A 26,199-nucleotide genomic window follows, 5' to 3' on the forward strand; every position below is an offset into this window, starting at 1 on the left:
CAGTTATCAATTACCATTTAACAGGGAACGTGCGAATGTGCAGCAACGATTATCTGCTGAAAAACAGCTTGCTATGCCCGTTCGCACATCCCTTGTTAAATGGTAATTGATAACTGTCAAATGCCTAGATATCTCCTAGTTGCGGGCGGATGAGCAGTTCTTCCACTACAGCGTGCGGGGAGAGGCTGTAGGTGGAAAAGATGGCGTCGGCCACGTCTTCAGCTTGAATGAAACGCTCGGCGGGCAAATCGACGCCGGCCCAACTGGCGGTGAGGGTGGCACCAGGCAGCACGGCCGTTACGCGGATGTCATGCTGCTTCAGCTCTTCGCGCAGGTTACGGGTCAGGCCGTAGAGGGCGTGCTTGGCAATGCCGTAGGAGCCGCCGTTAGGATAAGCCGTGATGCTGGCCGTGGAACAGATGTTGAAGATGTGGCCCTGGCGCCGGGCAATCAGGCCGGGCAGCAACGGCAGGGTCACGTCGTAGGCGCTGAGCAGGTTGGCGGCCAGCATTTGGCGCAATTGTGAGCCGTCGGTGGGTTCGTCTTGCAACCTTCCGGGCAAAAAAGCGCCCGTATTATTAACCAGCACGTCTACCTCCCCTTCCAGGCTCAGCACAAAATCAGTGAAACGATGGCAGTCTTCGGCAACACTCAAATCGGCGCACAGCGTATGCAGCACGGCGCCAGGAACTTCTTGCCCTACGGTTGTTTGTAGCTGAACAAGGTCGGCGGCGGAGCGGGCGCAGGTAACGACTGGCCGCCCGGCCCGTAAAAAGCGTGAAACCACTGCCCGCCCAATACCTTTCGTTCCGCCTGTTACCACGATATATTTTTCCATTCCTTTGATTACGGTTGCGCTTTTTACGTAAGTGTTTTAGTTGTTCAATTCCTGTACTGGTGCTCTGCCGCAAGTGTCCGCTTTTACTCTCACTTCCCTTCTCATGGTCAAAACTTTCGGCTCGTTTCTTCTCTTCATCCAGAGCATGGTCGTTCGGAAAGAGCGGTTTTCCATACTCTGGACCCGGACCATTGACGAGTGCATTCTCATCGGTACCGACTCGGTTTTTATCGTGGCCATTGTAGCGGCTTTTATTGGGGCCGTTACCTGCGTACAAATTTCCTATAACCTGATTAGCCCGCTCATTCCGAAGTCTACCATCGGCTACATGGTGCGCGAAATGACGGTGCTGGAGCTGGCGCCCACTATCACCAGCATTGTGCTGGCCGGCAAAGTGGGGTCGAGTATTGCGGGCGGCTTGGGCACAATGCGTATCACCGAACAGGTATCGGCGCTGGAAGTTATGGGTATCAACTCCGCTTCGTACTTGGTGCTGCCGCGCATTATAGCAGCTATTCTCATGTTCCCGCTGCTCGTTATCCTGGCCATGGTGCTCTCCATTCTCGGCGGCTACCTGGCGGGCACGCTCACCGGCGCCATATCCCCTTCCGACTACATCGAAGGCATCCGCAGCGACTTTATTCCTTACAACATCGCCTTCGCCCTGATCAAGTCGGTGGTGTTTGCCTTCCTGGTGTCTTCTATATCGGCTTTTAAAGGTTTCTATACCGAAGGCGGCGCCCTCGAAGTAGGAGCAGCCAGCACCGGGGCCGTTACCAATTCCATTATCGCCATTCTGCTGGCCGATTTCGTGCTAGCAGCGGTACTATTGTAAGAAGGAGCCAGGAACTAGGAGCTTGAAGCTTCTGGTTTCCTACTCCTAACTTCTAGCTCCCAATTCCTAGCTCCTACTCTCATGATTGAGATTCATAATATTCAGAAGGCTTTCAATGGCAATCCTGTCTTGAAAGGAATCAACTGCACCTTTGAAACCGGCAAGTGCAATCTGCTGCTTGGTGGCTCGGGTACGGGTAAAAGCGTACTCCTGCAATGCATTGTGGGCTTGATGAAACCCGATTTGGGCAGCATCACTTTCGACGGCACCGTTTTCACTAATAACAAAGTGGATATCCGGCAGGAAATACGGCGCAAAATTGGGATGCTGTTCCAGGGTTCGGCCTTGTTCGACTCGATGACGGTGTACGAAAACACCGAATTCCCGCTGAAGATGCTCACGCCCGAAATGACCAAGGAAGAGCGCCGCGACCGGGTGGAATTTTGCCTGAAGCGCGTTGGCCTGGAAAACGCAGGCAACAAGATGCCCTCCGAAATTTCGGGTGGTATGAAGAAGCGTGTCGGTATTGCTCGCGCCATCGCGCCCAATTGTACCTACCTCTTCTGCGACGAGCCTAACTCCGGCCTCGACCCCGCTACCAGCATCAAGATCGACGAACTCATCCACGAAATCACCCACGAGTATAACATCACTACGGTCGTCATCACCCACGACATGAACTCGGTAGTGGAAATCGGGGACCATATCATCTTCCTGCACAAAGGAGAGAAGCTTTGGGACGGCAACAAAGACCAGATTCTGAACGCCAAAGTGCCCGAGTTGCGTGAGTTTATCTTCAGCAGCAGCCTCGTCCGCGCCGCCAAGCGCGTAGACGAAGAATCGGAAGGTGGCCTCGAAGCCTTGGCCAACGAGCCCCTATCGGAGGTGTAGCCACAGCTAGCTATCCTCCAACAAGCCCCTACCATCCGTGCCGATAGTAGGGGCTTGTTGTTTGCTGGAGGTCAAACCTAACTTGGAATAGAACCTAGCAATTACTTAAACTTACTTTTCACAATTTCACCACTCACCAACCCTGCCGCTTGCGTAGTTCGGTGAGATGGGCCAGATGGTGGCGGCCGTGCCAGGAGTATAATACCAGGGCCTGCTCGAGCGTAAAATCTTGCTTGGAGCCCGGATGATAGAAGGTGCGCTGCCACTGCTCGCTGCGGAGGTTACGCAGCAAGATGGTCCAGCGGATATGCAACGCCTCCAGCAACGCCAACGACACAGCCGGGGGCGTAGCCGCTACGTCGGGCAACTCGGCCCAAGCCGCCTCGTCGTAGGGACGGATGGTGGGGTTATCCTCAGTGAGGGCCAGCCGGAACCGAGTATAGGCGTTCAGATGCGAGTCGGGCAGGTGGTGAACTACTTGGCGTATGGTCCAGCCGCCGGGGCGGTAGGGTGTGTCGAGTTGAGCTGCGCTCAAACCTGTGACGGCGGCACGTATCTGGTCGGGGAGCAGGGCAATATGGGCAACGTGGGCCGTGCGTGCGCCAGCTTCCAGTGGCCCGGTGGGCAGCGTGGGTTGGCCAATCGGGTAACGCAGGTCGGGAGAAAATTCCATAGTAGTTTAAGATAAGCGCCCAACAACAACCCGTCAGGACAGCACAATTCTACGCATTTAACCTTTTGATTTCAGCTAGTGCAAGTGACGGCTGTGTTGCCCCGTTTTTACGATATCACTATCGATCAACATCGTGTAAAGAGCCGCATCCGGCGGGCATCACCAACACTGGTGGCTCCCTAAACCGTTGTTCCAACGAGAATCGAAGCTGCCGTCTCGTTCAACGATAGAATACTACAACCGGCAAGAGCCCAGGCGCTACGGCCTGTTGGCAGCAAACAAGAAGGCCACACCTTGGAGGGTGTGGCCTTCAGTGAATATTCGTGGTGGTTATTAGCCGTCGCGCTTGTTGAGTTCGTCGCGAATTTTGGCGGCTTTTTCGTAGTCCTCGCGCTCCAGGGCTTGGGCCAGCATCTTAGTTAGCTCGTCCAACGATACCTGTCCGCTTGGGTCGCGGGGCGTGGGCTCGGGCTTGGCCGGGCCGGCGGGGGTATCGTCGTCCTCATCCTCGTCGTCCTCGTCGGCGTCTTCGGCGTTTTCGTCGAGTTCCGATAAGATGATACCGGCTTCGCTCAGCACACTTTCCACTGTGAAGATGGGCACTCCGAAACGCAGGCCAATGGCAATGGCATCGGAAGGCCGGGAGTCGAGCTCGAAGGTGGTAGCCCCGTCAGAGCACACGATTTTCGAGTAGAAGACGCCTTCTTTTAGGTCCGAGATTATCACTTCCAGCACGGCAACGTGTACGTGCTCGGCGAAAGATTTAAACAAATCGTGCGTGAGCGGCCGATTCGGATTTATTTTCTCTATCTGAATGGCAATGCTCTGTGCCTCGAACATACCAATGATGATGGGCAGACGACGGTTGCCGGTCTTTTCGCCTAAAATCAGGGCGAAAGAGCCGGACTGCGACTGGCTGGAGGAGAGGCCGAGGATTTCGAGCGGTATTTTTTTCAAGGGTCTTGGTGACTTTGAGACTTAGGACTTGGGTTTCGGCCTTACTACGTGCAAAGAAAACAAAGGCTTCCGGCTCGCACTAAAAGAAACGAAAAAAGACTTGAGAACCTGACGCTGCAACCGAAGCCAAGTATCGGATTCTCAAGTCCCCAAGTTTCTAGCTTAGCTCTTTTACGGCTTGCGTCAGCTTCGGCAGCACGTCGAATACGTCGCCTACGATGCCATAATCGGCTGCTTTAAAGAACGGGGCTTCCGGGTCTTTGTTGATAACGACAATCACCTTGCTAGAGTTGACGCCCGCTAGGTGCTGAATAGCACCCGAAATACCGCAGGCAATGTACAGGTTCGGCGATACGGTAATGCCGGTTTGGCCTACGTGCTCGTGGTGAGGGCGCCAATCGACGTCGGAAACGGGCTTGGAGCAGGCCGTAGCCGCGCCGATGGCTTTAGCCAGGTCTTCGATGAGGTTCCAGTTCTCAGGACCTTTCATACCCCGGCCACCAGATACTACTTTGTCGGCTTCGGGCAACAGAATGCCACCAGCCTGGTCTTGCATGACCACTTGCTTGGGGGCATCAGTGAAATCGGCATCGGCGAGTTGGGCCGAGAAGCTTTCCACTTGCGCGGTTTTGCCGGCTTCGTGCAGCGCTTCGATAGAGTTCTTTTTAACGGCAATAATCTTCCGCTCGCCTTCCAGCTTCACATCGGCAAAGGCTTTGCCCGAGAAGGCGCCGCGCTTCACCACGAAGCTGCCACCATCGGTTTTGGGCAGCTCTACTACGTTGGTAGCCAAGCTAGCCTGCAACCGCACCGACAGGCGCGAGCCCACCGAAGCCCCAATGTTGGAGTTGGCCAGTACAATTATTTTGGAATCTTCTTTTTGAGCGGCGGCGGCAATCAGCTTGGTGTAGGCGCCATTCACAAAGTCTTTGAGGCGAGGTTCCGCATCGTAAAGCACCTTCGTGATACCTTGCTCACCGAGCTTGGCCAGACTGGCTTCGGAAGCCTCGCCTACGGCTACGGCCGTGGCCGTAGTGCCAAGCATCTGAGCTACTTGGCTGCCATAAGAGGCCACTTCCAACGACGATTTCTTTACCTCGCCGCCATCACATTCAACAACAACTAGAACAGACATTTTCTTGGTTTTTTGTTTTTGGTTCTTGGTTTTTGGAACTCATAAGGAAGCTGGTATTTGGAATTGGACAAAGGCCAAAAACCAAGAACCAGAAACCAAAAACCAACTAGATTACCTTAGCCTCGTTGCGAAGCAATCTGATTAGCTCGCCGGCATTTTCAGCCGGGACAAGCTTAACGCCCTGTTTCTTGGGCGGTAGCGCGTATTCCGAAACCATAGTGCGGGGGGCATCGGTGGTGGGCTCTACTACTTTCAGCGGCTTGGTGCGGGCCGTCATGATACCGCGCATGTTGGGAATGCGGGGCTCACACATCGGCTGCTGGCAAGACGCTACAAAGGGCGTATTCACTTGCACTATCTCCTTGCCACCCTCGATTTCACGCTCCAGAGTGGCCGTGCTGCCGCTCATATCCAGCTTCATAGCCGGGGCTACGGTTGGGATACCGAGTAGCTCGCCTACCATGCCGTGCACCTGAAAACCGTTGTAGTCGATGCTCTCCTTGCCCATCAGAATTACGTCGTAGGCGCCTTCTTTGGCCACGTTAGCAATTTGCTGCGCAACAAAAAAGGCATCTTTCGGCGCTGCGTTTATGCGGATAGCATCATCGGCCCCGATGGCTAAGGCCTTGCGGATGTTGGGCTCGGTGTCGGCTTCGCCCACGTTGAGCACCGTGACGGTGCCGCCGCCCTGCGCCTCTTTTAGCTCAATGGCGCGCGTGAGGGCATATTCATCCCAAGGATTAATCACGAATTGGACACCGGCCTTGTTGAACTCCTTGTTGTCGGGAGTGAAGGCAATTTTGGTGGTCGTGTCGGGTACGTTGCTGATGCAAACGAGAAACTTCATCTACGGCTGCTTGAGTGGGAGGATAAACTACGGGAAAACCTGAAATTTGGGGCAAAGATACTGAAAACTCCTGCCTGATGGAAACCCAACCTAGCCGCCTCCAACAACTACTGGCCTTCTACCAAGACGAGCCCAACGACCCCTTCACGATATACGCCTTAGCCACCGAATACAAGGCGACGGAGCCTCTGCGGGCTTTGGAATATTTTCAGAAACTTCTGGTCGAGCACCCCGATTACGTGGGCACGTACTATCACGCCGGCAAGCTGCTCGAACAGATTCAGAAGCCGGAAGAGGCCGAAAAGGTTTACCGCGAAGGTCTGCGCGTGAGCCGCCAGGCCGGCCAGATGCATGCCGCCAGTGAGCTGCAACAGGCCCTGAACAAGTGCCTAGGTCTTGACTACGAAGACGATTAGCGGTGTATGCGTACGACCCGCTGCTACCTTATACCAACGCACTCACTTTCGGTTTGCCACTGAAAAGGCGTCTGGCTTCGGCTATGGCTCCCATAGCGTCCGGGGCCGAAGCGTCGGCGCCCACGGCCTGCCAGAGCGTAGGATCGGCATTGAACGGGGCGCCGCCCACCATTACGCGAGTGGCAGCACAAACGGCCGGCCGCTCGGCCAGCAACTCCCTGACGCGCGCCACGTGGTGGCTCATGGAAGCTCCTATTACCAGCAGCTCGGCGCGGTGAGCCAGTACGGCTTGCCACACCGAAGCGGCCGGCGTGTTGGCGCCCAAAAAGTAGGCATCCCATCCATCCGACTCCAGAAAGTCGCTCACCATGCGCAGCGGCATTACGTGCAAGTCGCCGGAGAGGGTGGCTGCCACCAGCCGGCGGCCGTTGCGCGGGGCGGCCATCAGGTGCGCGTGCAGGGTGGCAATAGACAGTTCGGTGGCGGCGGTGCAATAATGCTCTTGCGCTACGTCTATCTTGCCTTCATGCCATAGGCGGCCTACTTCGCGCTGCACCGGCTGGAAGATGTGCAGGTAGATGTCGCGTACGTGGGCTCCTTCGCGCACCGCCTGCCGGATACCGGTCAGGGCTTCGGTGCGCTGGCCAGCCAGCAGCCGCCCCAGGTATTGCCGGGCTTCGGCCACCAGCGGGGCTCCGTTGTGCAAAACCGAAACCGCATCAGCTGTCGGGGGCGTGATAGGCTTGCTGACTACCGCTAGTCCGGCATAGAAGTAAGGCAGCGTAAGATTGTAGTCGGTAATGGTCAGGCGCTGGCTAAGGACCTGGCGCAGGGCATTGAGCTGCTGCCGCAACTGGTCGTCGCGCTCCGGTGAAAGGCTGGGTAGGTAACGGGCATGCTCGAGGTGGGCTTCCAGCAGCGACACGCTGTTCATTAGCAAGGCATCAGCCAAGGGGTGGCAATGACTTTTCAAGTCTTCCAGCAATTCAGCTTCTGTCAGACCAACCAAGCTGTTAAGTACTTGGCGGCAAGCAGCACGTGCCAAAGCAGGCGCTTGTTCGTACAGAAAATCAGCTATAGCCTGGTGCGGAGCAGACGAGGTGGGCATCAAAAAACTGGGTAATTAAAAAACTAAGCTGTTGTCTGCACTTTTACGCATAATAGCTTTACGTGTGTAGTACGAATCAAGCTTATTGTGGTTTCATCTAGAGAAGCAACGTGGAGCCGACCGCTTTAATTCCAACTAAATATGAGAATCCTCCTGGTAGAAGATGAACCCAAAGTATCGGCTTTCATTCGCCGGGGCTTGGAAGAGGAAGGGTTTACAGTAGATACCGCCTTTGATGGGGATATGGGCGGGCGGCTGGCCTTAAGCAACTCCTACGAACTCATTATCCTGGACGTGATTCTGCCCCACCGCAACGGCTACGAGGTGCTCAAGGTCGTTCGTACGCACGACCAGCAGGTGCCCGTGCTGATGCTCACGGCACTAGGTACCACCCAAGACAAGCTTCAGGGCTTCGACGGCGGCGCCGACGACTACCTCGTCAAGCCCTTCGACTTTTCGGAACTGCTGGCCCGGGTCCGGGCCCTGACGCGCCGCCGCGGCCAGGAAGTGAAAGGCGCCGTCCTCACCTTAGCCGACCTTACATTGAACACTATCGCCAAAACCGTGACCCGCGCCGACCAGCCCATCAAGCTCACGGCCCGCGAGTTTGGACTGCTGGAGCTGTTTATGCGCCACCCTGGCCGCGTGCTAAGCCGCGCCGAAATAGCTGAAAACTCGTGGGAGGATTCTTTCGACTCCGGCTCCAACGTGATTGATGTATATGTGAATTACCTGCGCAACAAGGTGGATAAGGGCTTCGAACAGAAGCTGATTCACACAGTAGTCGGCATGGGCTACGTACTGCGGGTGGAATAGCAGGTTGGTTCAAGCAGGATTCAATGAGCTTGTAAGGATTAAATCCATTGAAGCTGATTAGCAAAATCACTCGCCTGTCATCCTTCATCTAATATCTGCGCAGCCGCAGTCGAAGCATCTGGCGTGCTGACGTTACAAAACGTAGATGTTGTGCTGACGAAGGAAGCATCTAACTTCCTCTGTCGATTTTATTACACCAGCGAGATGCTTCGACTATGCCTCCGGTCCTTGGCTTGAGGCGCCACATGCGGACGCTAGATGAAGCCTGACGGGCGAGCGGTTCTGTGAATAACTTCATTGATTCATCACTCTTTTTCGTCGACCTATTGACTACGTAAAGGCACTATCAACTCACCAGTCCGTTAAATAATTAAGTCCCCTACTCCACCCCTCATGACCATCCGTAATCGTTTGACGTGGCTATTTGTGGGGTTAGTGGCGGTGCTGTTGTTGGCGGTGATGTCGGTGATTTACATTCTGCAGAGCGATTACACGCATCAGGAATTTCACCAGCGCCTGCGCGACCGGGCCGAGGTAACGGGCTACGTATTTCTGGAACAGGACGAGCTGCACGAAACGGCCTTTCGGGACTTCCAGCGGCGCTACTTACGCACGCTTACCGGCGAGGTCCTCCAGATTTACGATGCGCGGCTAACACCCCGATTTATCGAGCAAGACGTGCGGGTGAAGATTTCCGACCGGGTTCTGGCGCGCGTACTCGCTGATAAGCTGGTGTACTTTGATGTGGGGCCGCGGCAAGCAGTAGGCTTGTTTTACCACGACAACCAAGGAGACTTCGTGATTGTGGCGGCCGCCGAAAACCACGCGGGGCGGGCACGGCTCGAGCACTTGGCTACCATTCTGGCTTGCATCTTCGTGGCAAGCCTGGTGGTGATTTACGTAGCCGGACGAGTATTTGCGGGTAAGGCGCTGGCCCCCATTGCCGCCGTCAACGACCAGGTAGACCGCATAACGGCGCAGGACCTGCACCGGCGCGTAGATGCCAACGTCAGCCATGAGCAGGACGAAATTGCGCGCCTGGCGCGCGCCTTCAACCGGCTGCTGGAACGGTTGGAAGAAAGCTTCGAGGGCCAGCGCACCTTCGTCAGCAACGCCTCGCACGAGCTACGCACGCCGCTTACGGCCAGCATTGGGGAGTTGCAGGTGCTGCTGAACCGCGACCGGGAACCCGCCGCTTACCGCGAGGCGGTGGCCTCGGTACTGGCCGAGCTGCAACAGTTAAAGTCGTTGCTCAACAACCTGCTCGACCTCAACCAAACCAGCAATGCCCTGCTCACCGACGACTTACGGCTAGACGAGCTACTGTGGGAAGCCCGCGAAGCCGTGTCGCCCGACCAACGCCGCCGCATCCACATCACCCTCGACAAGCTCCCCCCCGACCCGACCCCACTGGAAATTTGTGGCAACCGCCAGCTGCTCAGCCGCGCCCTCACCAACCTCTTCGACAACGCCCTCAAGTACTCTGATCCTACCACCCCGGTAGCAGTGCGCTTCACCCACACCCCCGGCCGCATCCGGATTCTGGTGACGGACCAGGGTATTGGCATCGCCGAAAAGGCGCTGCCGCAGATATTCCAGCCTTTTTACCGGGCCGACAATGCGCGCGGCGTGGTTGGGCACGGGGTGGGCCTGCCGCTGGCCCGCCGCATTGTGGAGTTGCACGGCGGACAGCTCCATGTTCAGTCGCGCCTGGGCGAAGGCACTACGGCAGAAATAACGTTTGTGGTGGCCGGATAAAGTGCCGACGGCCATTCGCAGGACCACGCCCCGCCTCTGCGTAACAGCAGGTTGCGGCGGCTGGGGTATGGCATTTCGGGGGGCCAAGGGAAGAAGCGCTCGACTACTCGTTGTTTGTGCAAACCGCCGTGCCTGATTTTTATGGACTAATGCGCTTAAATGCTGGCACCAAAAACAGCTTTTACAGCTCGGAAACGAGGTTTTTAAAAATATTTTTCTTTTCTAATCTGTTTCTAATGTACCTCTAACCCGGGCCTAATATCACCGGAGTACTCTTGCATATCCAACCACCACAACCGGATATGCAACGCTTCTTTCTTTTGCTGACTACCGTTCTGCTAGTCAGTTTCACTGCCCGCGCCGCGGCGCCTCTCGGGGCCGACACCGTACGCCTGACGCTCCCGGAAGCGGAAAAACGCTTCGTGGAAAACAACCTGACGCTGCTGGCCCAGCGCTACAACGTGTCGGCGGCGCAGGCGCAGATTCTGCAAGCCAAGCTCTGGGACAACCCCACCATTACGCTGGAGCAAAACACCTACAACCCCCAAACGCACAAAGCGTTGGACGTAACCCGCACCGGCAACACGGCCGTGCAGGTACAGCAGCTGTTTTCCCTTGCCGGCCGCCGCAAAGCCGCCACCAACGTGGCGCAGCAGAACGCGCTGGTCGAGCAGTTCACCTTCGAAGACCTGCTCCGGAACCTGCGCTACGAGCTGCGCAGCACCTTCTACGACCTGTACTACAAACAGCAGAGCGTGAGCGTGTACGACAAGGAAGTGGCCAGCTTCCAACGCACGGTAACCCTCTACCAGAGTCAGTACGACAAGGGCAATATTGCGCTCAAAGAGGTGATTCGCCTGAAAGCCTTCCTGTTCCAGCTCCTGAACGAGCGGCAGGCGTTGCTCTCCGACATTGCCACCGAACAAGCCGACCTGCGCACCCTGATGCGCGATACGAGCGGGGCCTACTACGTACCCACGGCCGACCTCAACCACTTGCGCGCCTTAAGTCTGGCGGGCCGCACCGAAGACCAGCTTATCGACTCAGCGCAGGTGAACCGGGCCGACGTGAAGGCCCGCCAAGCCGCCGTGCAGCAGCAAACGCAGAATCTGCGCCTGCAACGCGCCCTGGCCGCGCCCGATTTGGCCGCGGGCTACGTGTACGACCGGGCCGGCAACTACATCCAGAACTACAATGCCGTGACGCTCGGCATTGCCGTGCCCATCTTCAACCGCAACCAGGGCAACATCCACACGGCGCAGCAGCAGATTGAGGTCAGCAAGGCGCAGCTCGGCCAGCAACAACTCGTGGTGCAGAACGACGTGCAGGAGGCCTGGCGCCAAGCCCGCCAAACCGACCAGCTCTACCAAAGCGCCGACCGCGAAACCAGCGACTTCGACCGCCTCATGAAAGGCATCGACGAAAGCTACGCCAAGCGCAACCTGACGGTAGTGGAGTTTCTGGATTTCTACGAGAGCTACAAAAACAACCTGGTGCAGCTCAACAACCTGCGGGCCAGCCGGGTGCGGGCTTTCGAACAACTCAATTTCGCCGTGGGCCGCCCGGTGTTTCAGTAGGAACCTGAAGGTTGGGGGCTTGGGGGCTTGGAAGTTGCTCCGCAGCTCTACTTCAACCCCTGAACTCCACCTCATCCCACTCCCTATATAAGTCTTAATGAACGCCAGGCCCTCCACCCTTTAAGCCCCCAATAAGCAATCATGAACTCCAAGATCCTAAGCTCCCAAGCCCCCAAAACCCTGTTTCTGGCTTTCCCGCTCGCCCTGGGATTGGTGGGCTGCGCTCAGAAAGATGCGACCTCCACCCAGAAAGCCGACCCTGGCTTCACCATGTCCAACCAGATGATGCGGGAACTCAAGATTGATACCGTGCGCAACGAGCCGGTGCGCGACGAGCTGACCCTCTCGGGCCAGATTGCCTCCGACGGCGACCGAACCGTGAAGGTGTTTCCGCTGGTGGGCGGCGTGGTCGAGCAGCTCTCCGTGGAGCTCGGCGACCATGTAACCAAGGGCCAGGTGCTGGCCGTGATTAGGAGCGGCGAAATTGCCGACCTCCAAAACCAGAACAGCTCCGCCGGCACCGACCTCGACATTGCCAACAAGAACCTGCAAGTGTTGGAAGACCAGTACAAGGCCGGCCTAGCCTCGGAGCGCGACGTGACCTTGGCCCGCAAGGAGCTGCAAAAAGCTCACGGCAACGTGGGCAAGAGCCGCAAGCAGCTCAGCGTCTACGGCGTATCGGCCGATGGCACGTATGAGCTGCGCGCCCCTATTTCAGGCTTCATCACGGAGAAGAACGTGACCGACCACATGCAGTTCAACGCCGACAATGTGGGCAACCTCTTCACCGTGAGCAACCTCGACGACGTGTGGATTATGGCCAGCGTGTTCGAGTCCGACATCTCCAAGGTGAAGGAAGGCTACGTGGCCGATGTAACCACGCTGGCTTATCCCGACAAGCACTTCAAGGGCCGCATCGACAAGGTGTTCAACGTGCTCGACCCGGAAAGCAAAGTGATGAAGGTGCGCGTGCGGCTCGAGAATCCCGACTACCTGCTGAAGCCGGAGATGTACGCCCAGATCAACGTGGAAAACACTGAAAACCAGCGGATGCTGTCCGTGCCAGCCAATTCCGTGGTCTTCGATAAGGACCGCAACTTCGTGATGGTCTTCAAAGACAAAAGCCACGTGGAAACCCGCGAAGTGAAGCTCGCCAAAACGGTGGGCAACGTGAGCTACGTGCAAGCCGGCCTCAAAGACGGCGAGCGAATCATCGCCCAAAATCAGCTGCTGGTCTACGACGAGCTCAACGATTAGTCTTTCAGGAGCTAGGAGTTTGGAGTTAGGAGATAGAATCCTGCCAGTCAATGACATAATCTGACGGCATTCCTTGTCTCTGCCGCACCGTTTTGGTCGTCTTCCTCCTAGCTCCTAGTTCCAAACTCCTAGCTCCTTTTCAAAAACATGGGCAAGTTCATTCAAAGTATTGTTGCCTTTTCGCTCAAGAACCGCTTCTTCGTCTTTTTTATGACGGCGCTGCTGATTGTGGGCGGGGCTTATAGCTACGTGCACACGCCGATTGAGGCGTTTCCGGACGTTACCAACACCCAAATCATCATTGTGAGCCAGTGGCCGGGCCGCTCGGCGCAGGAAGTGGAGCGGTTCGTGTCGGTGCCGATTGAGGTGGCCATGAACTCGGTGCAGAAGAAGTCGAACATGCGCTCCATCTCGATGTTCGGGCTGTCGGTGCTGAAAATCAACTTCGACGACGACGTCGAAGACTTCTTCGCACGGCAGCAGGTCAACAACCTGCTGGCCGGCGTGGCACTGCCCGAAGGCTGCGAAAACCACGTGCAGCCGCCTTACGGGCCGACCGGCGAAATATTCCGCTACACCGTGCAAGGCAAAGGCCGCAGCACCAACGACCTGCTGGCCGTGCAGGACTGGGTGGTGGAGCGCCAGCTGAAGTCGGTGCCGGGCGTGGCCGACGTGGCCGCCTTCGGGGGCACCACCAAAACCTACGAAATCAACGTGGACCCGGCGCAGCTCCAGAAGTACGACCTCACGCCGCTGGAAGTGTACCAGGCCGTGCAGCGCTCCAACATCAACGTGGGCGGCGACGTCATCGAGAAAAACGGCCAAGCGTACGTGGTGCGCGGTATCGGTTTGCTCAATGACATCAACGACATCGGCAGCATCATCGTCAAGGACATCAGCAACACGCCTATTCTGGTGCGCAACGTAGCGTCGGTGCAGGAAAGCAACCTGCCGCGCGTCGGCCAGGCCGGCCTCGACAAGCAGAACGACGTGGTGGAAGGCATCGTGATTATGCGCAAGGGCGAAAATCCGGCCGAAGTGCTGGGCCGCGTCAAGGCGAAAATTGAGGAGCTGAACACCAAGATTCTGCCTTCCGATGTAAAGCTGGTTACGTTCTACGACCGGGACAACTTGATGGACCGGTGCACGCACACCGTGATTCACAACCTGCTCGAAGGCATTTTGCTGGTGACGGTGGTCGTGTTCTTGTTCATGGCCGACTGGCGCACCACGCTCACCGTGGCCATTGTGATTCCGCTGGCGCTGCTGTTTGCCTTCATCTGTTTGCGGCTACGAGGCATGTCGGCCAACCTGCTCAGCATGGGCGCCATCGACTTCGGCATCATCATCGACGGGGCCGTGGTGATGGTGGAGGGCGTGTTTGTGGTGCTCGACCACAAGGCCCACAAGGTAGGAATGCCGACTTATAACAAGCTGGCCAAGATGAGCATCATCAAGAAAACCGGCGGCGAGTTAGGCAAGGCCATCTTCTTCTCGAAGCTCATCATCCTGACCTGTTTGCTTCCGATTTTCTCGTTCGAGAAAGTGGAAGGCAAGATGTTCTCACCGCTGGCCTGGACCTTGGGCTTTGCCTTGATCGGGGCCCTGATTTTGACTTTGACCTTGGTGCCGGTGCTGTCGAGCATCCTGCTCAACAAGAACGTGCGCGAGAAGAACAACCCCATCGTGAACTTCTTCGACCGGCTGGTGATGCGCGGCTTCGGCTTCACCTATGCCCACAAGAAACTAAGCTTGCTGACGGCCTTCGGGATTATGGCCGCGGCGCTGTATTCGTTTCACTTTTTGGGCACCGAGTTTCTGCCGGAATTGAATGAAGGCGCGCTGTGGGTGGAAGCCAAACTGCCCATGTCCACCTCCCTGACCGAGACCACCAAAATGGTAGCCAAGTTCCGCGACATTCTCGGCTCGTTTCCCGAAGTGAACGGTGTGCTCAGCCAAACCGGCCGCTCCAACGACGGCACCGACCCCTCGGGCATGTACTACGTGCAGTGCCAGGTGAACCTGAAGCCCAAGGAAGAATGGAAGCGCGACATCACCAAAGAGCAGCTCATCGACGAGATGGATGCCAAGCTGCGCCAGTACCCCGGCATCGTGTATAACTACTCGCAGCCCATCATCGACAACGTGGCCGAGGCGGTAGCCGGCATCAACGCTTCGTTGGCCGTGAAAATCTTTGGGCCAGACCTGAAAACCATTGACGAAAAAGCCGACTCGGTAGCCACCATTCTGCGCGGTATCCGGGGCGTGAAGGACTTGGGCATCATGCGCAACCTCGGCCAGCCCGAGCTAAGCATCCACCTCGATCAGGCCCGGATGGCCACCTACGGCGTGGCCGCGGCCGATGCGCAGGCGGTGGTGGAAATGGCCATTGGCGGCAAGGCAGCCAGTGAGCTGTACGAGGGCGAGCGGAAGTTCGACATCCGCATCCGCTACCCCAAGCAATACCGCAGCACCGAAGCCGAAATTGGCGAGCTGCGCGTGCCCACCATCCACGGCAGCAAAGTGGCCCTCAAGGAAATTGCCACTATCCAGACGGTGACGGGACCCGCCTTTGTGTACCATGATGGAGGCCAGCGCTTTATTGCCGTGAAGTTCTCGGTGCGCGACCGGGACATGGGCTCTACCATTGCCGAGGGCCAGCAGAAGGTGAATGCGCAGCTGCACCTGCCCAAGGGCTACAGCCTTGCGTGGGCCGGGGAATTTGAAAATCAGGTGCGGGCCACCAAACGCCTCACGCAGGTGGTGCCGGTGTCGTTGGTTATCATCTTCATTTTGCTTTTCATCACGTTCGGCAACGCTAAGGATGCCGGCCTGGTACTCGTGAACGTGCCGTTTGCGCTTATCGGGGGTATTGCAGCCTTGCACGTCACGCACACCAACTTCAGCATCTCGGCGGGCATCGGGTTTATTGCGCTGTTCGGTATCTGTATCCAAAATGGCATCGTGCTCATCACGGTGTTCAAGCAGAATCTACGCCGCAAGATTCCGCTCGACCAAGCCCTGCGCGAAGGCGTAATCTCCAGAGTACGCCCCGTGGTGATGACCGCCCTCATGGCCATGATCGGCTTGTTCCCGGCCGCTTTAAGCACTGGTATCGGCTCGGAAACGCAGAAACCGCTAGCCATCGTGGTAATCGGTGGGCTAGTCTCGGCTACCATCCTCACGCTGTTGGTATTCCCGCTGGTGTTCGAGCGGTTCTACCGCGAAATGCACCAAGACGCGCCCAATGCCCCCGTTATGGAGCGCGAACCAGTACTGGTAGGCGCTTAAGCGGGCACCACTTCCATCTCCTCTAGGAGAGGCACCAGACGAAATAATCTGGATCTGTCTGTCAGAGCGCACCTCTTTTCTAGAGGAGAGGAACGGACTATAAAAGCACCGGTATCGTATGGTACCGGTGCTTTTTCGGTTTAAAGAAGAAGGTGAAGGGCCAACCCTATGTGGGCTCCGGCCTTTTGCTGGCAGGCTACGTTTTTGGTCCTGCCGAACTTTCTTCCGCGCCTCGGCGTCCGGAAGGCATGCGCATACCCACTCTGCTGACTGCCGCCGGCTTTTTACTGGCCGGCCCCGCCCGCACCCTGGCCCAAACCGTCGGCCCCAACGTCGATAATGCCGACACCCCGTTCATCCGCAACATCCGCCCCGACCGACCGGGCCAAACCGTCACAACCAACATCCTGCGCCCCGGCCAGGTGCAGCTCGAAGTTGGCAGCCAGCGGCAGCTAAATCCGGCGGCTGGCACGTCCAAGGCTTTTTCCCGGGGCTTGCTGCGGGTGGGATTTTGGGGACTAATGGAACTGCGGGTGGAGCAGGATTACCGGCACGCACCGGAGGCTGGCAACTCCACGTTTATTCCTGAAGTCGGGACGGTGCCGGCACCTGCGGTAGGGCCGTTTGGGTTTGCGCCGCTTACAGTGGGCGCTAAAATGCTGGCTTCTTCCAACCAGGATAACCGCTCTCAAGTGGCAGTGCTGGCTGAAATGACGCTACGCAACGGTGATGCTTCGTATACCGGCAAGGTATACGAGCCGGCGGCCCGCTTGCTGATTTCTCAGCAGCTCGGCCAACGATTTGGCTTGGAGGCCAACCTAGGCTTCCGGCAACGCGGCTTTAAAGCTGCGGATACGAGCCGTGGTCAATATGTAGGCACGCTGGCCTTGAATGGACCGCTCGGGGAGCATTTCGGTTTCTTTGCCGAAACTTACACCACTTGGCAGCGCACGACCGGATGGAAACCTGGCCTTACCTCCGGCCTCTACTGGCGGCCACTCGCTAACCTTCGCCTCGACATAACGGCTGGCAACGGCCCTGGTACGGCTTCTTATGCTCCCACTGGCTCCTACTTGGGTGCGGGAGTAAGTGTACGGCTTCCGCGTTAGCCATGCCAAGCAGACCCGCCCTGTTTTACGCTGATTTTCAAGCTACCCCCAAAGCACAACCCCGCTAGCAAATTTGTACAATTACTGATTTGCAGTTGATTGCACGCTACAATAGCGCTGCCGGCCTTTACTGATCAGAACTATAATAATAATTCGCAGTTAGGTTTATCATGGTATTAATCATTTCTTATTTCAAGATAAGATGCTAGTAATACCGCTTCACGGCAGTGCTTGGTACGCTTGCTCAGAGAACTACTTTCAAGGTGCTTTTATGCCTTAAAAATTATTTTTCGTTTATAGATCTACTTTACCTCTATTGAAATTGTCATATTTCATGCTAAAACATTCATTCAGAGAGAAATGACTAAAATATAATTGCATTAATTCATTTTTATATAAATTTTCATAGCATTTTAGCTTTATTGAATTGTGTAATTAATATAGAATTATCTGTAGATTTGAGCAGAAGACCTGAGGCTCCTTTTTGCTGGATTTTTGTGAAAACACTGTTACTCTTTTTTACGCTATTTGGCATAAGTATCTTGGTGGCTCAGGGCCAAAACGCTGATCCTGCCCTCCTTGACAGCTTACAGCGGCAGCTAGCCCTCACCAAACTCACCGATACGCTTCGAGTGCGGCTGCTCGACGAGCTTTGCTGGCATCTTAGCCACTCCGACTTACCGCGTGCCCGCCGTTACGCGGAACAAGGCATTGCCCTGGCCCGAAAAATCAACTATCCGCAGGGGGAGGCCCGTTGCCACAACGACTTAGGTACTTGCTTAACCCTGGCCGGCAGTGCCGATGAAGCGCTAGGGCAGCACCTGGCCGCCCTGCGCATCTTCCGGGCTTTGGGCATGAAGAAAGCCATGGGCTATGCCTATAACGGCATTGCCAAGTGTCACATTCTGCACAACCATTTTGCAACGGCCGCCACTTTCTACCGCAAGGCGCTAGGCCTGGCCGAACAACGCCACGATTCGGCCGACCAAGCATTATTTCTAAGCAACCTCGCCGATTTAGCCTGGCAGCAAAACCAACCCGCGCAAGCCAATGCATACATCCGGCGGGCCTTGTTGCTCTTCGCAATACTCGACAACCTCCCCGGACAAGCCAACAGTCTCTTCACCCTGGGCAAGGTACAAGCCCGGCAGCAGCAGCCCGACTCGGCCCGCGTTAGTTTGCTGGAGGCGCTCATGCTGTATCGGGTGTTGGGTGATGAATACGGCTTGTCGGGGGCTTATACGTATTTGTCGTCGGTGATGCAGGCGCAGCAGGAGCTACAGCCCGCCCTGGATGCTGCTACGCTCGGCATGCGCTACGCCCGGCAAGTGGGCTCGCCCGAACGTTTGCAGAATGCTTATCAACAGCTCGCCCAAAACTACGCCGCCCTCGGCCGGCACCAACAAGCCTACCTCATGCAGCAGCGTTTTCAACGCCTGCGCGACAGCCTGGTGACGGATGTGAATGCCCGCGCCATGGCAGCGCTGCAAAGCCGCTACAACGCCCACGAGCAGGAAGATAATATCCGGCTGCTAACGCAGCGTCAAAAGGTAACGCAGCTGCGCGCCGAGCGGGACGAAAACCGGATTCGGTTGCTTGGGGTGATAGTAGGTGGCCTGCTGCTGCTGGTAGCTGTGGGCAGCATACTCTATGGCCAGTTGCTGCGCGGCCGCAAAGAACTGGCTGCGCAGCACAAATTGGTAGCTGCTAAAAATATAGCCCTGGAAAATGCCGCGCAGGAGCTTCACCAGCTCGCCGAATCTAAGGCGCGGCTCTACGCCATCATCGCGCACGACCTGCGCGGACCGGTAATGGCTTTTACGGGCGTTACGGAGTTAATCAAGTTCTATCAACGTAACAACGACCAAGAGGGCTTACGCCATTTGCCCGAGCTAGTCCGCGAGTCGGCGCAGAGCCTTAACGGGCTGCTCGATAATTTGCTGAACTGGGCCGTGAGTGAAACCGGCGAGCTAAGCTGCCAGCCCAAACGCCTGACTGTGCGCGAGCTTTTTTCGGAGTGCTACGAGTTGTTTCAAATCACTGCGCATTCCAACCAAATCAAGCTGCAATATGAGGCGGACCCGCAATTGATTTTGTACGCCGATCAGAACATGGTGCGAACTATCTTGCGCAACCTCGTCAGCAACGCCCTCAAGTTTACCCCCACGGGCGGTACCATCCGCTTACGAGCCACCCCCGACACCACCGACCCAACGCAAATCTGCGTGTCGGTAGCCGATACCGGGCCAGGCATGCCCCTCAGCCAGCTTAAGCAAGTGCTGCATCCGCGGCAACCGCAGCTGCGCGCCACCGATTTGGGTCGCTCTACCCAAGGAACAGGCTTAGGCTTGCAGCTATGCCGAACTTTTGCCGAATGCCATGGGGGTACTCTCGGCATGAGTACAAGCCCTGAAGGGGGAGCAGTGGTGTGGGTTACTTTGCCGGCGGCGGGCAAGGTACTGGACGTCTTGCCAAGTCAAAGCAACGCCTCCTTCCAAACATACACCGCAGCCTAGCCAGCTTTGCTCGGGGCACTGCGTCCACACTTAGCTACACGTTAAGGCAAAGCTGGGCCGCTTATCCTTGTGCTTAACGCATAGTCTTACTATTTGCCGAGAGCAAGCCTTCTCTATCCGACAGCACAAAAAGAGGCAAAGCGAAGTTGCACTTCGCGAGGCGCTTGCCGACGCCGGGCCAATCCTTGCCTGTCGGTCGTTCAACGCCTCGCGAAGTACAACTTCGCGTTACCGCTTTTCTGTATTCGACCCCGCAACTGAAACTGCCTAAGGTTTTGGCGTGGCGGCAGCTTCCGGGGCAATGCGGGTGGGCGTCTGCTGGCCGGATACAATGCCGGTGGCACTGCGGGCAATACCGTTGATGACGGCCGTCATGTTCGGCAGATTCAATGATTCCACTTCGTCATCTACCGAATGGTAGAGCTTATCGGTTGGAATCTGGTCGGTGCTGATGCTGTGGGCCGGTACGCCCAAGCGGGCCAGAGTGGCGTTATCGGAGCGGTAAAACAGGTTCTGCTCGGGGTACGGGTCGGGCTCGATACGGAAGGTGCTGCCCTTTAAATTGGCTTGCAGCAACGAACCAAAATCAGACCGCTCAAAGCCGGTAACAAAAGCCGCATTGGGACCGAACTTCGACAGCTTGCCAATCATTTCGATGTTGAACATGGCGACAATCTTGGCCGGGTCTAGCTGCTTGGAAAAGTACTGAGAGCCGAAACCACCGATTTCCTCGGCCGTGAAGGCCACGAAAATCAACGTGCGGGCGTTGTCGTTTTTCTTCTTGAAGTATTCAGCCAACGCCACTACGGCCGTAGTGCCACTGGCATCGTCGTCGGCCCCGTTGGCAATGGTGTCGCCGGCCACGGCGGACAGAAAGCCGATGTGGTCGTAGTGGGCCGAGAAGACGACCTGCTCAGTTGCATGGGCGGGGTCCTTGCCCGGTAGCACGCCCACAATATTGCGAAGCTCCACGGTGCGCACCGTCGTGTTGGCAGCTACCTTGAAGGTCACTTTTCCGGCGGGCAGGGCGGGCGTCAGCACCACCACGCTCGAAAAAGGATTGCCGGTCTTTTCCGGACGTACGCTGCTGTGGCTGATGTAGTCGGCAACGCGTTTGAAGGCGGCCGTGTGGGCCGGGTCGAGCAATACCACCGTGTTTTCGCGGGGGCGCAGAATGTCGCGCAGGTACTGCTGAGGGTTTTCCTGCGGGCCAATAACCAGCACCCGCGTGGCAGGCTCGTCGGTGTCGGTCCAGTTCAGATGCGGCTGGCTGGAAACCAGTAAAGCTTTGTCTTTGGCAACAGGAGTGTTGTTCACCGTCACGAACAAGGCCGCTACGCGCGTTTCGTAGGCCGGGAAGGTTTGCTCGTAACTGGTTGAACCGGGCAGCATTTGCAGTTCTAGCCGCTTGAACTCGCCGGCCAGAAACTGAGCAGCCTGCAAACCACTAGGTTTGGCGGCGGCGCGGCCCTGCATGGCATCAGCCGCCAACGTGCGCACAACGCGCTCCACGGTAGCCGCCGACACACCCGCAGCAGGAACAGTGGCAGGTTTCAACTTTTTTTGCGCTTGTAGCTGAAGAGTAAATAAGAAAAGAAGCAGAACGGCAGGAAAGAATTTACGCATAGCGCAAAATAGTCAATTTGCGCATCTGCTTGTACATTTCAATTACTGCCTTTTCTTGCCTGATCTGCCAGTGCCAACTATTCCCTCTAGCCTTATGTTCTCTTTGCTCCGTATCGCGCCTATTTTTCTGCTGCTGCCAGCCTGCCAAACGACACCCCCTACTTCGCAGCCCTCATCGACTACGCCTATGGCCTCTTTGCGTAATACGCGCTGGGTACTCCAAACCCTAGGCGGCCAGCCAGCACCCGTCCCGACCAATGGCGAAGTGTACCTGCTGCTGCGCAACAATGAATTAAGCGCCGAAGGCCACGCCGGCTGCAACCGGTTCCGCGGCCCCTTCGAGCTGCCCGCCGACGGGCAGCTACGTTTCGGCCCCCTCCTATCCACCAAAATGGCCTGCCCGGACCTGGCCACCGAAACCCGTTTCCTAAGCGCCTTAGCCAGCACCCGCTCCTACCAGATCAGCGGCGACACTTTACGGTTGTTGGCCGAAGCCGCCACCCAGCCAGTAGCGGTGCTGCACGCCGTGTATTTGCATTAGCGCATGCGCTGTTCATGCGGGGACCTCACTCCTTAGCCTCCTCTAGAAAAGAGAGAGGAACTAGTCGCTAAATTTTTAGAACTAATCTTTACTAGAGCTAGTCTCCCCTCTCTTTTGGAGAGGGGGCTAGGGGGTGAGGTCCACCGCATGAAAGTCGTTACTTGGGGTCCACGGCATCGAGCACGGCCGCCCACTCGGCGTCGGTTTTGGCCGTTTGGGCTGCTGCTGACTGCTTTAGAGCCGTAGCTAGTTCCGGAACGGCACCTTGCAGTGCTTTCACATTCAGCTTAAGTGGGACGAGGCTGGCATTGGGGCGGCGCAGGTAGTACACGCTTTTGTCTTCCAGCTCGTCGTACCGCTCACTGTTGTTGTAGGCACCGGTGTTGTTGGCTTTGCGCAGCACTTTCGCGTAGCGTTTCAGCAGCGAGTAGCGTCCTTCGTGCAGCACCTCCACGTAGTCGAGGCGCTGGCTGGCAATGGGAGCCTCCTCGAAGCGCCGAAACACCCGCCGCCGGGTTGTAGTGGTACCGGCCAAGGGCTCTTCCAGCTCAAAGCGAACCACCAGCCGGTCGTCGAGCTGCAGCGAATCGGTGGGCCGGTTGATGGGGCGCATCAGCAGGCGGCTGTTTAGCACGTCATACTTGAGCGGGACCGGTGCCAGCGGCACTTTATTGGACAGCGTGATTCGGGCCGGCAGCCACCGCTTGTCGGCATAGGGCGAGCCTATAATGCCCTCGGTTCCGGGCTTGCGCACCACGGCGGGACTGCCCGCTACCAAGGAGTTCAGGTTGGCCTGGGCCGCGGCCCCTACCTGCTCGAAAGCCGGCGCGGGGCTGTTCTGCGCCTGTGCACTGATGGCAGTTGAGAGCAACGTGAGGGTGAGTAGGAAACGTGTCTTCATAACGCTGATATATGCTGCATTTTACCCTAGCGTCAATACTAAATCGTCGGCGTTGACCAAGGTGCCTTCGGGTAGGTGCAGGCTTTGCACGGTGGTATCGTCGGGGGCGGTGATGGTGGTTTCCATCTTCATGGCCTCGATGATGAAGAGCGGGGCGTTGCGCTTCACTTCCTCGCCGTCTTTCACTAGCACTTTCGAGAGCAAACCTTGTAATGGCGCGCCTACTTGTTTGCCATTGGCTTTGTCGGCTTTCTGGTTTTGCACGCGCTTCACTTCCACGCTCAGGTCGCGCACTTCCACGTTGCGGGTCTGGCCGTTGAGGTTAAAGAAGATGGTGCGGTTGCCATCCTCGTTTACGGTGCCAATAGACTGCAAACTGACGATGATGCTCTTGCCGCGGGCAATGGTTATCAGGGTTTCCTCGCCGGGCTGCAAGCCGTAGTAGAATACTGGCGTGGGCACAATGCTGGCGTCGCCGTACAACACCAGGTGCGCCCAATACTGCTCGAATACCTTCGGGTACAGCAGCCACGACAGCAAATCGGTGAACTTGACGCTCGGCCCAAACTTCTCCTCGAACTTCTTCCACTCCGCCTCGAAATCAATGGGGGCCAGGTGCTCGTTGGGTCGGTCGGTGAACGGCTGCTCGTCTTTGAGAATGACGCGTTGCACCTCGGTGGGCCAGCCGCCTTCGGGCTGCCCGATGTCGCCGCGGAAAAGCTCGCGCACCGATTCCGGGAAGTTCAGGCTCTCGCCGCGTTCCAGCACGTCCCGCGTAGTTAGGTTGTTGGACACTAGGTACAATGCCATGTCGCCAACCACTTTCGAGGACGGCGTAACCTTCGGGATGTCGCCAAAAAGCAGGTTCACATCGGCGAAAGTGCTCTTGATGGTTTCGAACTTATCGAGCAAACCCAACGCCGCCGCCTGAGGCCGCAGGTTGCTGTACTGCCCGCCCGGAATTTCGTGCTGAAACACCTCGGAGTTGCCCGCCTTCAACCCCGATTCGAACGGATAATAATACTCGCGCACCGTTTCCCAATAGTTACTGAACTCGTTGAGGGAAAACTGATTGAACTCGCGGTGGTGCGGCTGGCCCCGCAGCATTTCCACCACGGAGTTGAAGTTAGGCTGCGACGTCAGCCCCGATAAGCTGCCGAGTGCCACGTCAATCACGTCAACGCCCGCTTCCACCGCTTTCAGGTAGGTAGCAGCCTGCAGGCTGCTCGTGTCGTGGGTGTGTAGGTGGATGGGCAGGCTGATGGTGTCGCGCAGGGCCGTAATAAGCTCGGTGGCGGCGTAGGGCTTGAGCAGCCCGGCCATGTCCTTGATGCACAAAATGTGCGCCCCGGCATCCTCAATCTGGCGGGCCAGGCGCAGGTAGTATTCCAGGTTGTATTTCTGGTTGCGCTTGGGGTCCAGAATGTCGCCGGTGTAGCAGATGCTGGCTTCGGCGAGCCGGTCGGTTTTGTTGCGCACGAAGCCGATACAGGCCTCCATGCCCGGCATCCAGTTCAGCGAGTCGAAGATGCGGAACACGTCGATGCCGGTTTCGGCCGCTTGCTGTACAAACCGCTCGGTCAGGTTGTCGGGGTAGGCCTTGTAGCCCACGCCGTTAGCCCCCCGAATCAGCATCTGAAGCAGGATGTTGGGGACGGCCTTGCGCAGTTGCGCCAGCCGGTCCCACGGGTCTTCGTGCAGGAAGCGCAACGCCACGTCGAACGTAGCGCCGCCCCAACACTCCAGCGAAAAGGTTTGGGGGTGCATGTGGGCGTAGCGCTCGGCTACCTTCATCATGTCGGAGGTGCGCATGCGGGTGGCCAACAGGCTTTGGTGCGAGTCGCGCAGGGTGGTGTCGGTGTAATGAATCTGCGGGTCAGCGCGCAGCCACTTGGCAAACTCCTCGGGCCCTAGCTCGGTGAGCTTGTTTTTGGTACCGGGTTGCAGCGGCGCGTCGGGGTCGTAGTGCGGCAGGCGCGGCTTGCGCAGCTCCCGTTGCTTGTCCACGAGGCCCTTCACGTCGGGGTTGCCGTTCACTATGATTTCGCCAAGGAAGTTGAGGGCCTTGGTGGCCCGGTCTTGCCGGGTTTTGAACTTGAACAGTTCGGGGTGGTCTTTGATGAAGTCCACATTGGCCTCCCCTTCTTTGAAAACGGGATGGGCAATGATGTTTTGCAGAAACTGGATGTTGGTGCGCACGCCCCGCACCCGAAACTCGTCGAGGGTGCGGGCCATTTTGGTGGCTGCTTCCCGTAGCGTGGGCGCATGGGTGGATACCTTCACCAGCAACGAGTCGAAAAACGGCGACACTTTCACGCCGGTGTAGACCGAGCCCTGGTCGAGCCGGATGCCGAAACCGCCGGCCGAACGGTAGGCCGTGATGGTGCCATAGTCGGGCTTGAAGTCGCTGGTGGGGTCTTCGGTGGTGATGCGGCACTGAATGGCGTAGCCGTTTTTCGATGGCTTGATGTCGCCGCCTAGCCCAATTTCCGGGTCGGTGAGGCGTTTGCCGTCGGCAATATGGAGCTGCGTTTTGATGAGGTCCACGCCGGTAATCATTTCCGTCACGGTGTGCTCCACCTGAATGCGCGGGTTCACCTCGATGAAGTAGATACGGTCCTGCTCGGGGTTCACCAGAAACTCGACGGTGCCCACGTTGTTGTAGCGCACGGCCCGGCCCAGGCGCAGCGCGTACTCGTAGAGGAGGTGGCGCATGTGGTCGGGCAGATTCAGCGAGGGTGCCACTTCCACCACCTTCTGGTAGCGCCGCTGCACCGAGCAGTCGCGCTCGTAGAGGTGCACGAGGCCGCCGTGGTTGTCGGCTACCAGCTGCACCTCGATGTGCTTGGGCTGCTCCACAAACTTCTCCAGGAACACGGTATCGTCGCCGAAGGCTTTAAGCGCCTCGTTGCGGGCCTCGAAGAAGCCGCGCTCCAACTCCTCGTCGTCGCGGATGACGCGCATGCCGCGGCCGCCGCCGCCCGCAGCGGCCTTCAACATCACGGGATACCCGATGCGGTGGGCTTCTTCCTGCGCAATGGGCAGGTCGGTGAGGTCCTGCGTGCTGCTCTCGATGATGGGCACCTGGCACTCGACGGCCACTTTTT

General features: G+C 57.3%; 20 protein-coding genes. 11 read left to right on the top strand and 9 right to left on the bottom strand.

The features are described from left to right. Positions 1-124 precede the first annotated feature (124 nt). The gene (locus VF639_RS04625) at positions 125-838 is read right to left on the bottom strand and encodes an SDR family oxidoreductase (protein WP_331144714.1); all 714 of its coding nucleotides are present in this window, start codon (positions 836-838) and stop codon (positions 125-127) included. A gap of 103 nt (positions 839-941) precedes the next feature. Between VF639_RS04625 and VF639_RS04630 the strand changes: the two genes are divergently transcribed. Further along, a complete protein-coding gene (locus VF639_RS04630) occupies positions 942-1,673 on the top strand; it encodes an MlaE family ABC transporter permease (RefSeq protein WP_331144715.1) in 732 nt (243 codons plus the stop codon). A gap of 81 nt (positions 1,674-1,754) precedes the next feature. Continuing rightward, on the top strand, positions 1,755-2,564 hold the full coding sequence (locus tag VF639_RS04635; RefSeq protein WP_331144716.1) for an ABC transporter ATP-binding protein: 810 nt from the start codon (positions 1,755-1,757) through the stop codon (positions 2,562-2,564). 133 nt (positions 2,565-2,697) lie between these two features. On the opposite strand, the gene VF639_RS04640 is transcribed toward VF639_RS04635, so the two are convergent. From VF639_RS04640 to VF639_RS04655, 4 genes are all read right to left on the bottom strand, one after another. Then, on the bottom strand, positions 2,698-3,237 hold the full coding sequence (locus VF639_RS04640; protein ID WP_331144717.1) for a YfiT family bacillithiol transferase: 540 nt from the start codon (positions 3,235-3,237) through the stop codon (positions 2,698-2,700). Positions 3,238-3,570: 333 nt separating this feature from the next. Further along, positions 3,571-4,194: a bifunctional nuclease family protein gene (locus tag VF639_RS04645; protein WP_331144718.1), complete on the bottom strand. Its 624-nt coding sequence runs from the start codon at positions 4,192-4,194 to the stop codon at positions 3,571-3,573. A gap of 157 nt (positions 4,195-4,351) precedes the next feature. Further along, a complete protein-coding gene (locus VF639_RS04650) occupies positions 4,352-5,329 on the bottom strand; it encodes an electron transfer flavoprotein subunit alpha/FixB family protein (protein WP_331144719.1) in 978 nt (325 codons plus the stop codon). 106 nt (positions 5,330-5,435) lie between these two features. Continuing rightward, positions 5,436-6,176, bottom strand: coding sequence for an electron transfer flavoprotein subunit beta/FixA family protein (locus VF639_RS04655; protein WP_331144720.1), 741 nt, complete (start codon positions 6,174-6,176; stop codon positions 5,436-5,438). Positions 6,177-6,253: 77 nt separating this feature from the next. Between VF639_RS04655 and VF639_RS04660 the strand changes: the two genes are divergently transcribed. Continuing rightward, positions 6,254-6,592, top strand: coding sequence for a tetratricopeptide repeat protein (locus tag VF639_RS04660; protein ID WP_331144721.1), 339 nt, complete (start codon positions 6,254-6,256; stop codon positions 6,590-6,592). A gap of 28 nt (positions 6,593-6,620) precedes the next feature. Here the strand turns inward: VF639_RS04660 and VF639_RS04665 are convergent, their stop codons facing one another. Beyond that, entirely contained in the window at positions 6,621-7,700 is a 1,080-nt protein-coding gene (locus VF639_RS04665) for a cobalamin B12-binding domain-containing protein (RefSeq protein ID WP_331144722.1), read from the bottom strand. Positions 7,701-7,841: 141 nt separating this feature from the next. Here VF639_RS04665 and VF639_RS04670 point away from each other — a divergent pair, with 141 nt between their 5' ends. From VF639_RS04670 to VF639_RS04700, 7 genes are all read left to right on the top strand, one after another. Beyond that, positions 7,842-8,516: a response regulator transcription factor gene (locus VF639_RS04670; RefSeq protein WP_331144723.1), complete on the top strand. Its 675-nt coding sequence runs from the start codon at positions 7,842-7,844 to the stop codon at positions 8,514-8,516. Positions 8,517-8,909: 393 nt separating this feature from the next. Next, positions 8,910-10,274: a sensor histidine kinase gene (locus tag VF639_RS04675; RefSeq protein WP_331144724.1), complete on the top strand. Its 1,365-nt coding sequence runs from the start codon at positions 8,910-8,912 to the stop codon at positions 10,272-10,274. A 302-nt stretch (positions 10,275-10,576) separates the two neighbouring features. Then, a complete protein-coding gene (locus VF639_RS04680; RefSeq protein WP_331144725.1) occupies positions 10,577-11,851 on the top strand; it encodes a TolC family protein in 1,275 nt (424 codons plus the stop codon). Positions 11,852-11,992: 141 nt separating this feature from the next. Beyond that, positions 11,993-13,108: an efflux RND transporter periplasmic adaptor subunit gene (locus VF639_RS04685; RefSeq protein WP_331144726.1), complete on the top strand. Its 1,116-nt coding sequence runs from the start codon at positions 11,993-11,995 to the stop codon at positions 13,106-13,108. Positions 13,109-13,255: 147 nt separating this feature from the next. Continuing rightward, on the top strand, positions 13,256-16,399 hold the full coding sequence (locus tag VF639_RS04690) for an efflux RND transporter permease subunit (protein WP_331144727.1): 3,144 nt from the start codon (positions 13,256-13,258) through the stop codon (positions 16,397-16,399). Between the two features lie 248 nt (positions 16,400-16,647). Further along, positions 16,648-17,508, top strand: a complete 861-nt coding sequence (locus tag VF639_RS04695) for a transporter (protein WP_331144728.1) — start codon at positions 16,648-16,650, stop codon at positions 17,506-17,508. Between the two features lie 497 nt (positions 17,509-18,005). Further along, a complete protein-coding gene (locus VF639_RS04700) occupies positions 18,006-20,024 on the top strand; it encodes an ATP-binding protein (RefSeq protein WP_331144729.1) in 2,019 nt (672 codons plus the stop codon). A 267-nt stretch (positions 20,025-20,291) separates the two neighbouring features. Here VF639_RS04700 and VF639_RS04705 read toward each other — a convergent pair whose 3' ends face one another. After that, positions 20,292-21,581, bottom strand: coding sequence for a M20/M25/M40 family metallo-hydrolase (locus tag VF639_RS04705; protein ID WP_331144730.1), 1,290 nt, complete (start codon positions 21,579-21,581; stop codon positions 20,292-20,294). Between the two features lie 163 nt (positions 21,582-21,744). On the opposite strand from VF639_RS04705, the gene VF639_RS04710 reads away from it, so the two are divergent. Continuing rightward, positions 21,745-22,191, top strand: a complete 447-nt coding sequence (locus VF639_RS04710; protein WP_331144731.1) for an META domain-containing protein — start codon at positions 21,745-21,747, stop codon at positions 22,189-22,191. 157 nt (positions 22,192-22,348) lie between these two features. On the opposite strand, the gene VF639_RS04715 is transcribed toward VF639_RS04710, so the two are convergent. After that, positions 22,349-23,092, bottom strand: a complete 744-nt coding sequence (locus VF639_RS04715; RefSeq protein ID WP_331144732.1) for a hypothetical protein — start codon at positions 23,090-23,092, stop codon at positions 22,349-22,351. Positions 23,093-23,113: 21 nt separating this feature from the next. Beyond that, positions 23,114-26,199 (bottom strand): pyruvate carboxylase (locus tag VF639_RS04720; protein ID WP_331144733.1); only part of this gene is annotated, 3,086 nt, incomplete at its 5' end.

Origin of the sequence: Hymenobacter sp. (genome assembly GCF_036387835.1) — a bacterium.
Lineage (GTDB): Bacteria > Bacteroidota > Bacteroidia > Cytophagales > Hymenobacteraceae > Hymenobacter.

What these genes read in the sequence shown, in the direction of transcription:
- VF639_RS04625 (WP_331144714.1), bottom strand. Translation starts at nt 838, where the DNA reads ATGGAAAAATATATCGTGGTAACAGGCGGAACGAAAGGTATTGGGCGG.
- VF639_RS04630 (WP_331144715.1), top strand. Translation starts at nt 942, where the DNA reads ATGGTCAAAACTTTCGGCTCGTTTCTTCTCTTCATCCAGAGCATGGTC.
- VF639_RS04635 (WP_331144716.1), top strand. Translation starts at nt 1,755, where the DNA reads ATGATTGAGATTCATAATATTCAGAAGGCTTTCAATGGCAATCCTGTC.
- VF639_RS04640 (WP_331144717.1), bottom strand. Translation starts at nt 3,237, where the DNA reads ATGGAATTTTCTCCCGACCTGCGTTACCCGATTGGCCAACCCACGCTG.
- VF639_RS04650 (WP_331144719.1), bottom strand. Translation starts at nt 5,329, where the DNA reads ATGTCTGTTCTAGTTGTTGTTGAATGTGATGGCGGCGAGGTAAAGAAA.
- VF639_RS04655 (WP_331144720.1), bottom strand. Translation starts at nt 6,176, where the DNA reads ATGAAGTTTCTCGTTTGCATCAGCAACGTACCCGACACGACCACCAAA.
- VF639_RS04660 (WP_331144721.1), top strand. Translation starts at nt 6,254, where the DNA reads ATGGAAACCCAACCTAGCCGCCTCCAACAACTACTGGCCTTCTACCAA.
- VF639_RS04665 (WP_331144722.1), bottom strand. Translation starts at nt 7,700, where the DNA reads ATGCCCACCTCGTCTGCTCCGCACCAGGCTATAGCTGATTTTCTGTAC.
- VF639_RS04670 (WP_331144723.1), top strand. Translation starts at nt 7,842, where the DNA reads ATGAGAATCCTCCTGGTAGAAGATGAACCCAAAGTATCGGCTTTCATT.
- VF639_RS04675 (WP_331144724.1), top strand. Translation starts at nt 8,910, where the DNA reads ATGACCATCCGTAATCGTTTGACGTGGCTATTTGTGGGGTTAGTGGCG.
- VF639_RS04680 (WP_331144725.1), top strand. Translation starts at nt 10,577, where the DNA reads ATGCAACGCTTCTTTCTTTTGCTGACTACCGTTCTGCTAGTCAGTTTC.
- VF639_RS04685 (WP_331144726.1), top strand. Translation starts at nt 11,993, where the DNA reads ATGAACTCCAAGATCCTAAGCTCCCAAGCCCCCAAAACCCTGTTTCTG.
- VF639_RS04690 (WP_331144727.1), top strand. Translation starts at nt 13,256, where the DNA reads ATGGGCAAGTTCATTCAAAGTATTGTTGCCTTTTCGCTCAAGAACCGC.
- VF639_RS04695 (WP_331144728.1), top strand. Translation starts at nt 16,648, where the DNA reads ATGCGCATACCCACTCTGCTGACTGCCGCCGGCTTTTTACTGGCCGGC.
- VF639_RS04710 (WP_331144731.1), top strand. Translation starts at nt 21,745, where the DNA reads ATGTTCTCTTTGCTCCGTATCGCGCCTATTTTTCTGCTGCTGCCAGCC.
- VF639_RS04715 (WP_331144732.1), bottom strand. Translation starts at nt 23,092, where the DNA reads ATGAAGACACGTTTCCTACTCACCCTCACGTTGCTCTCAACTGCCATC.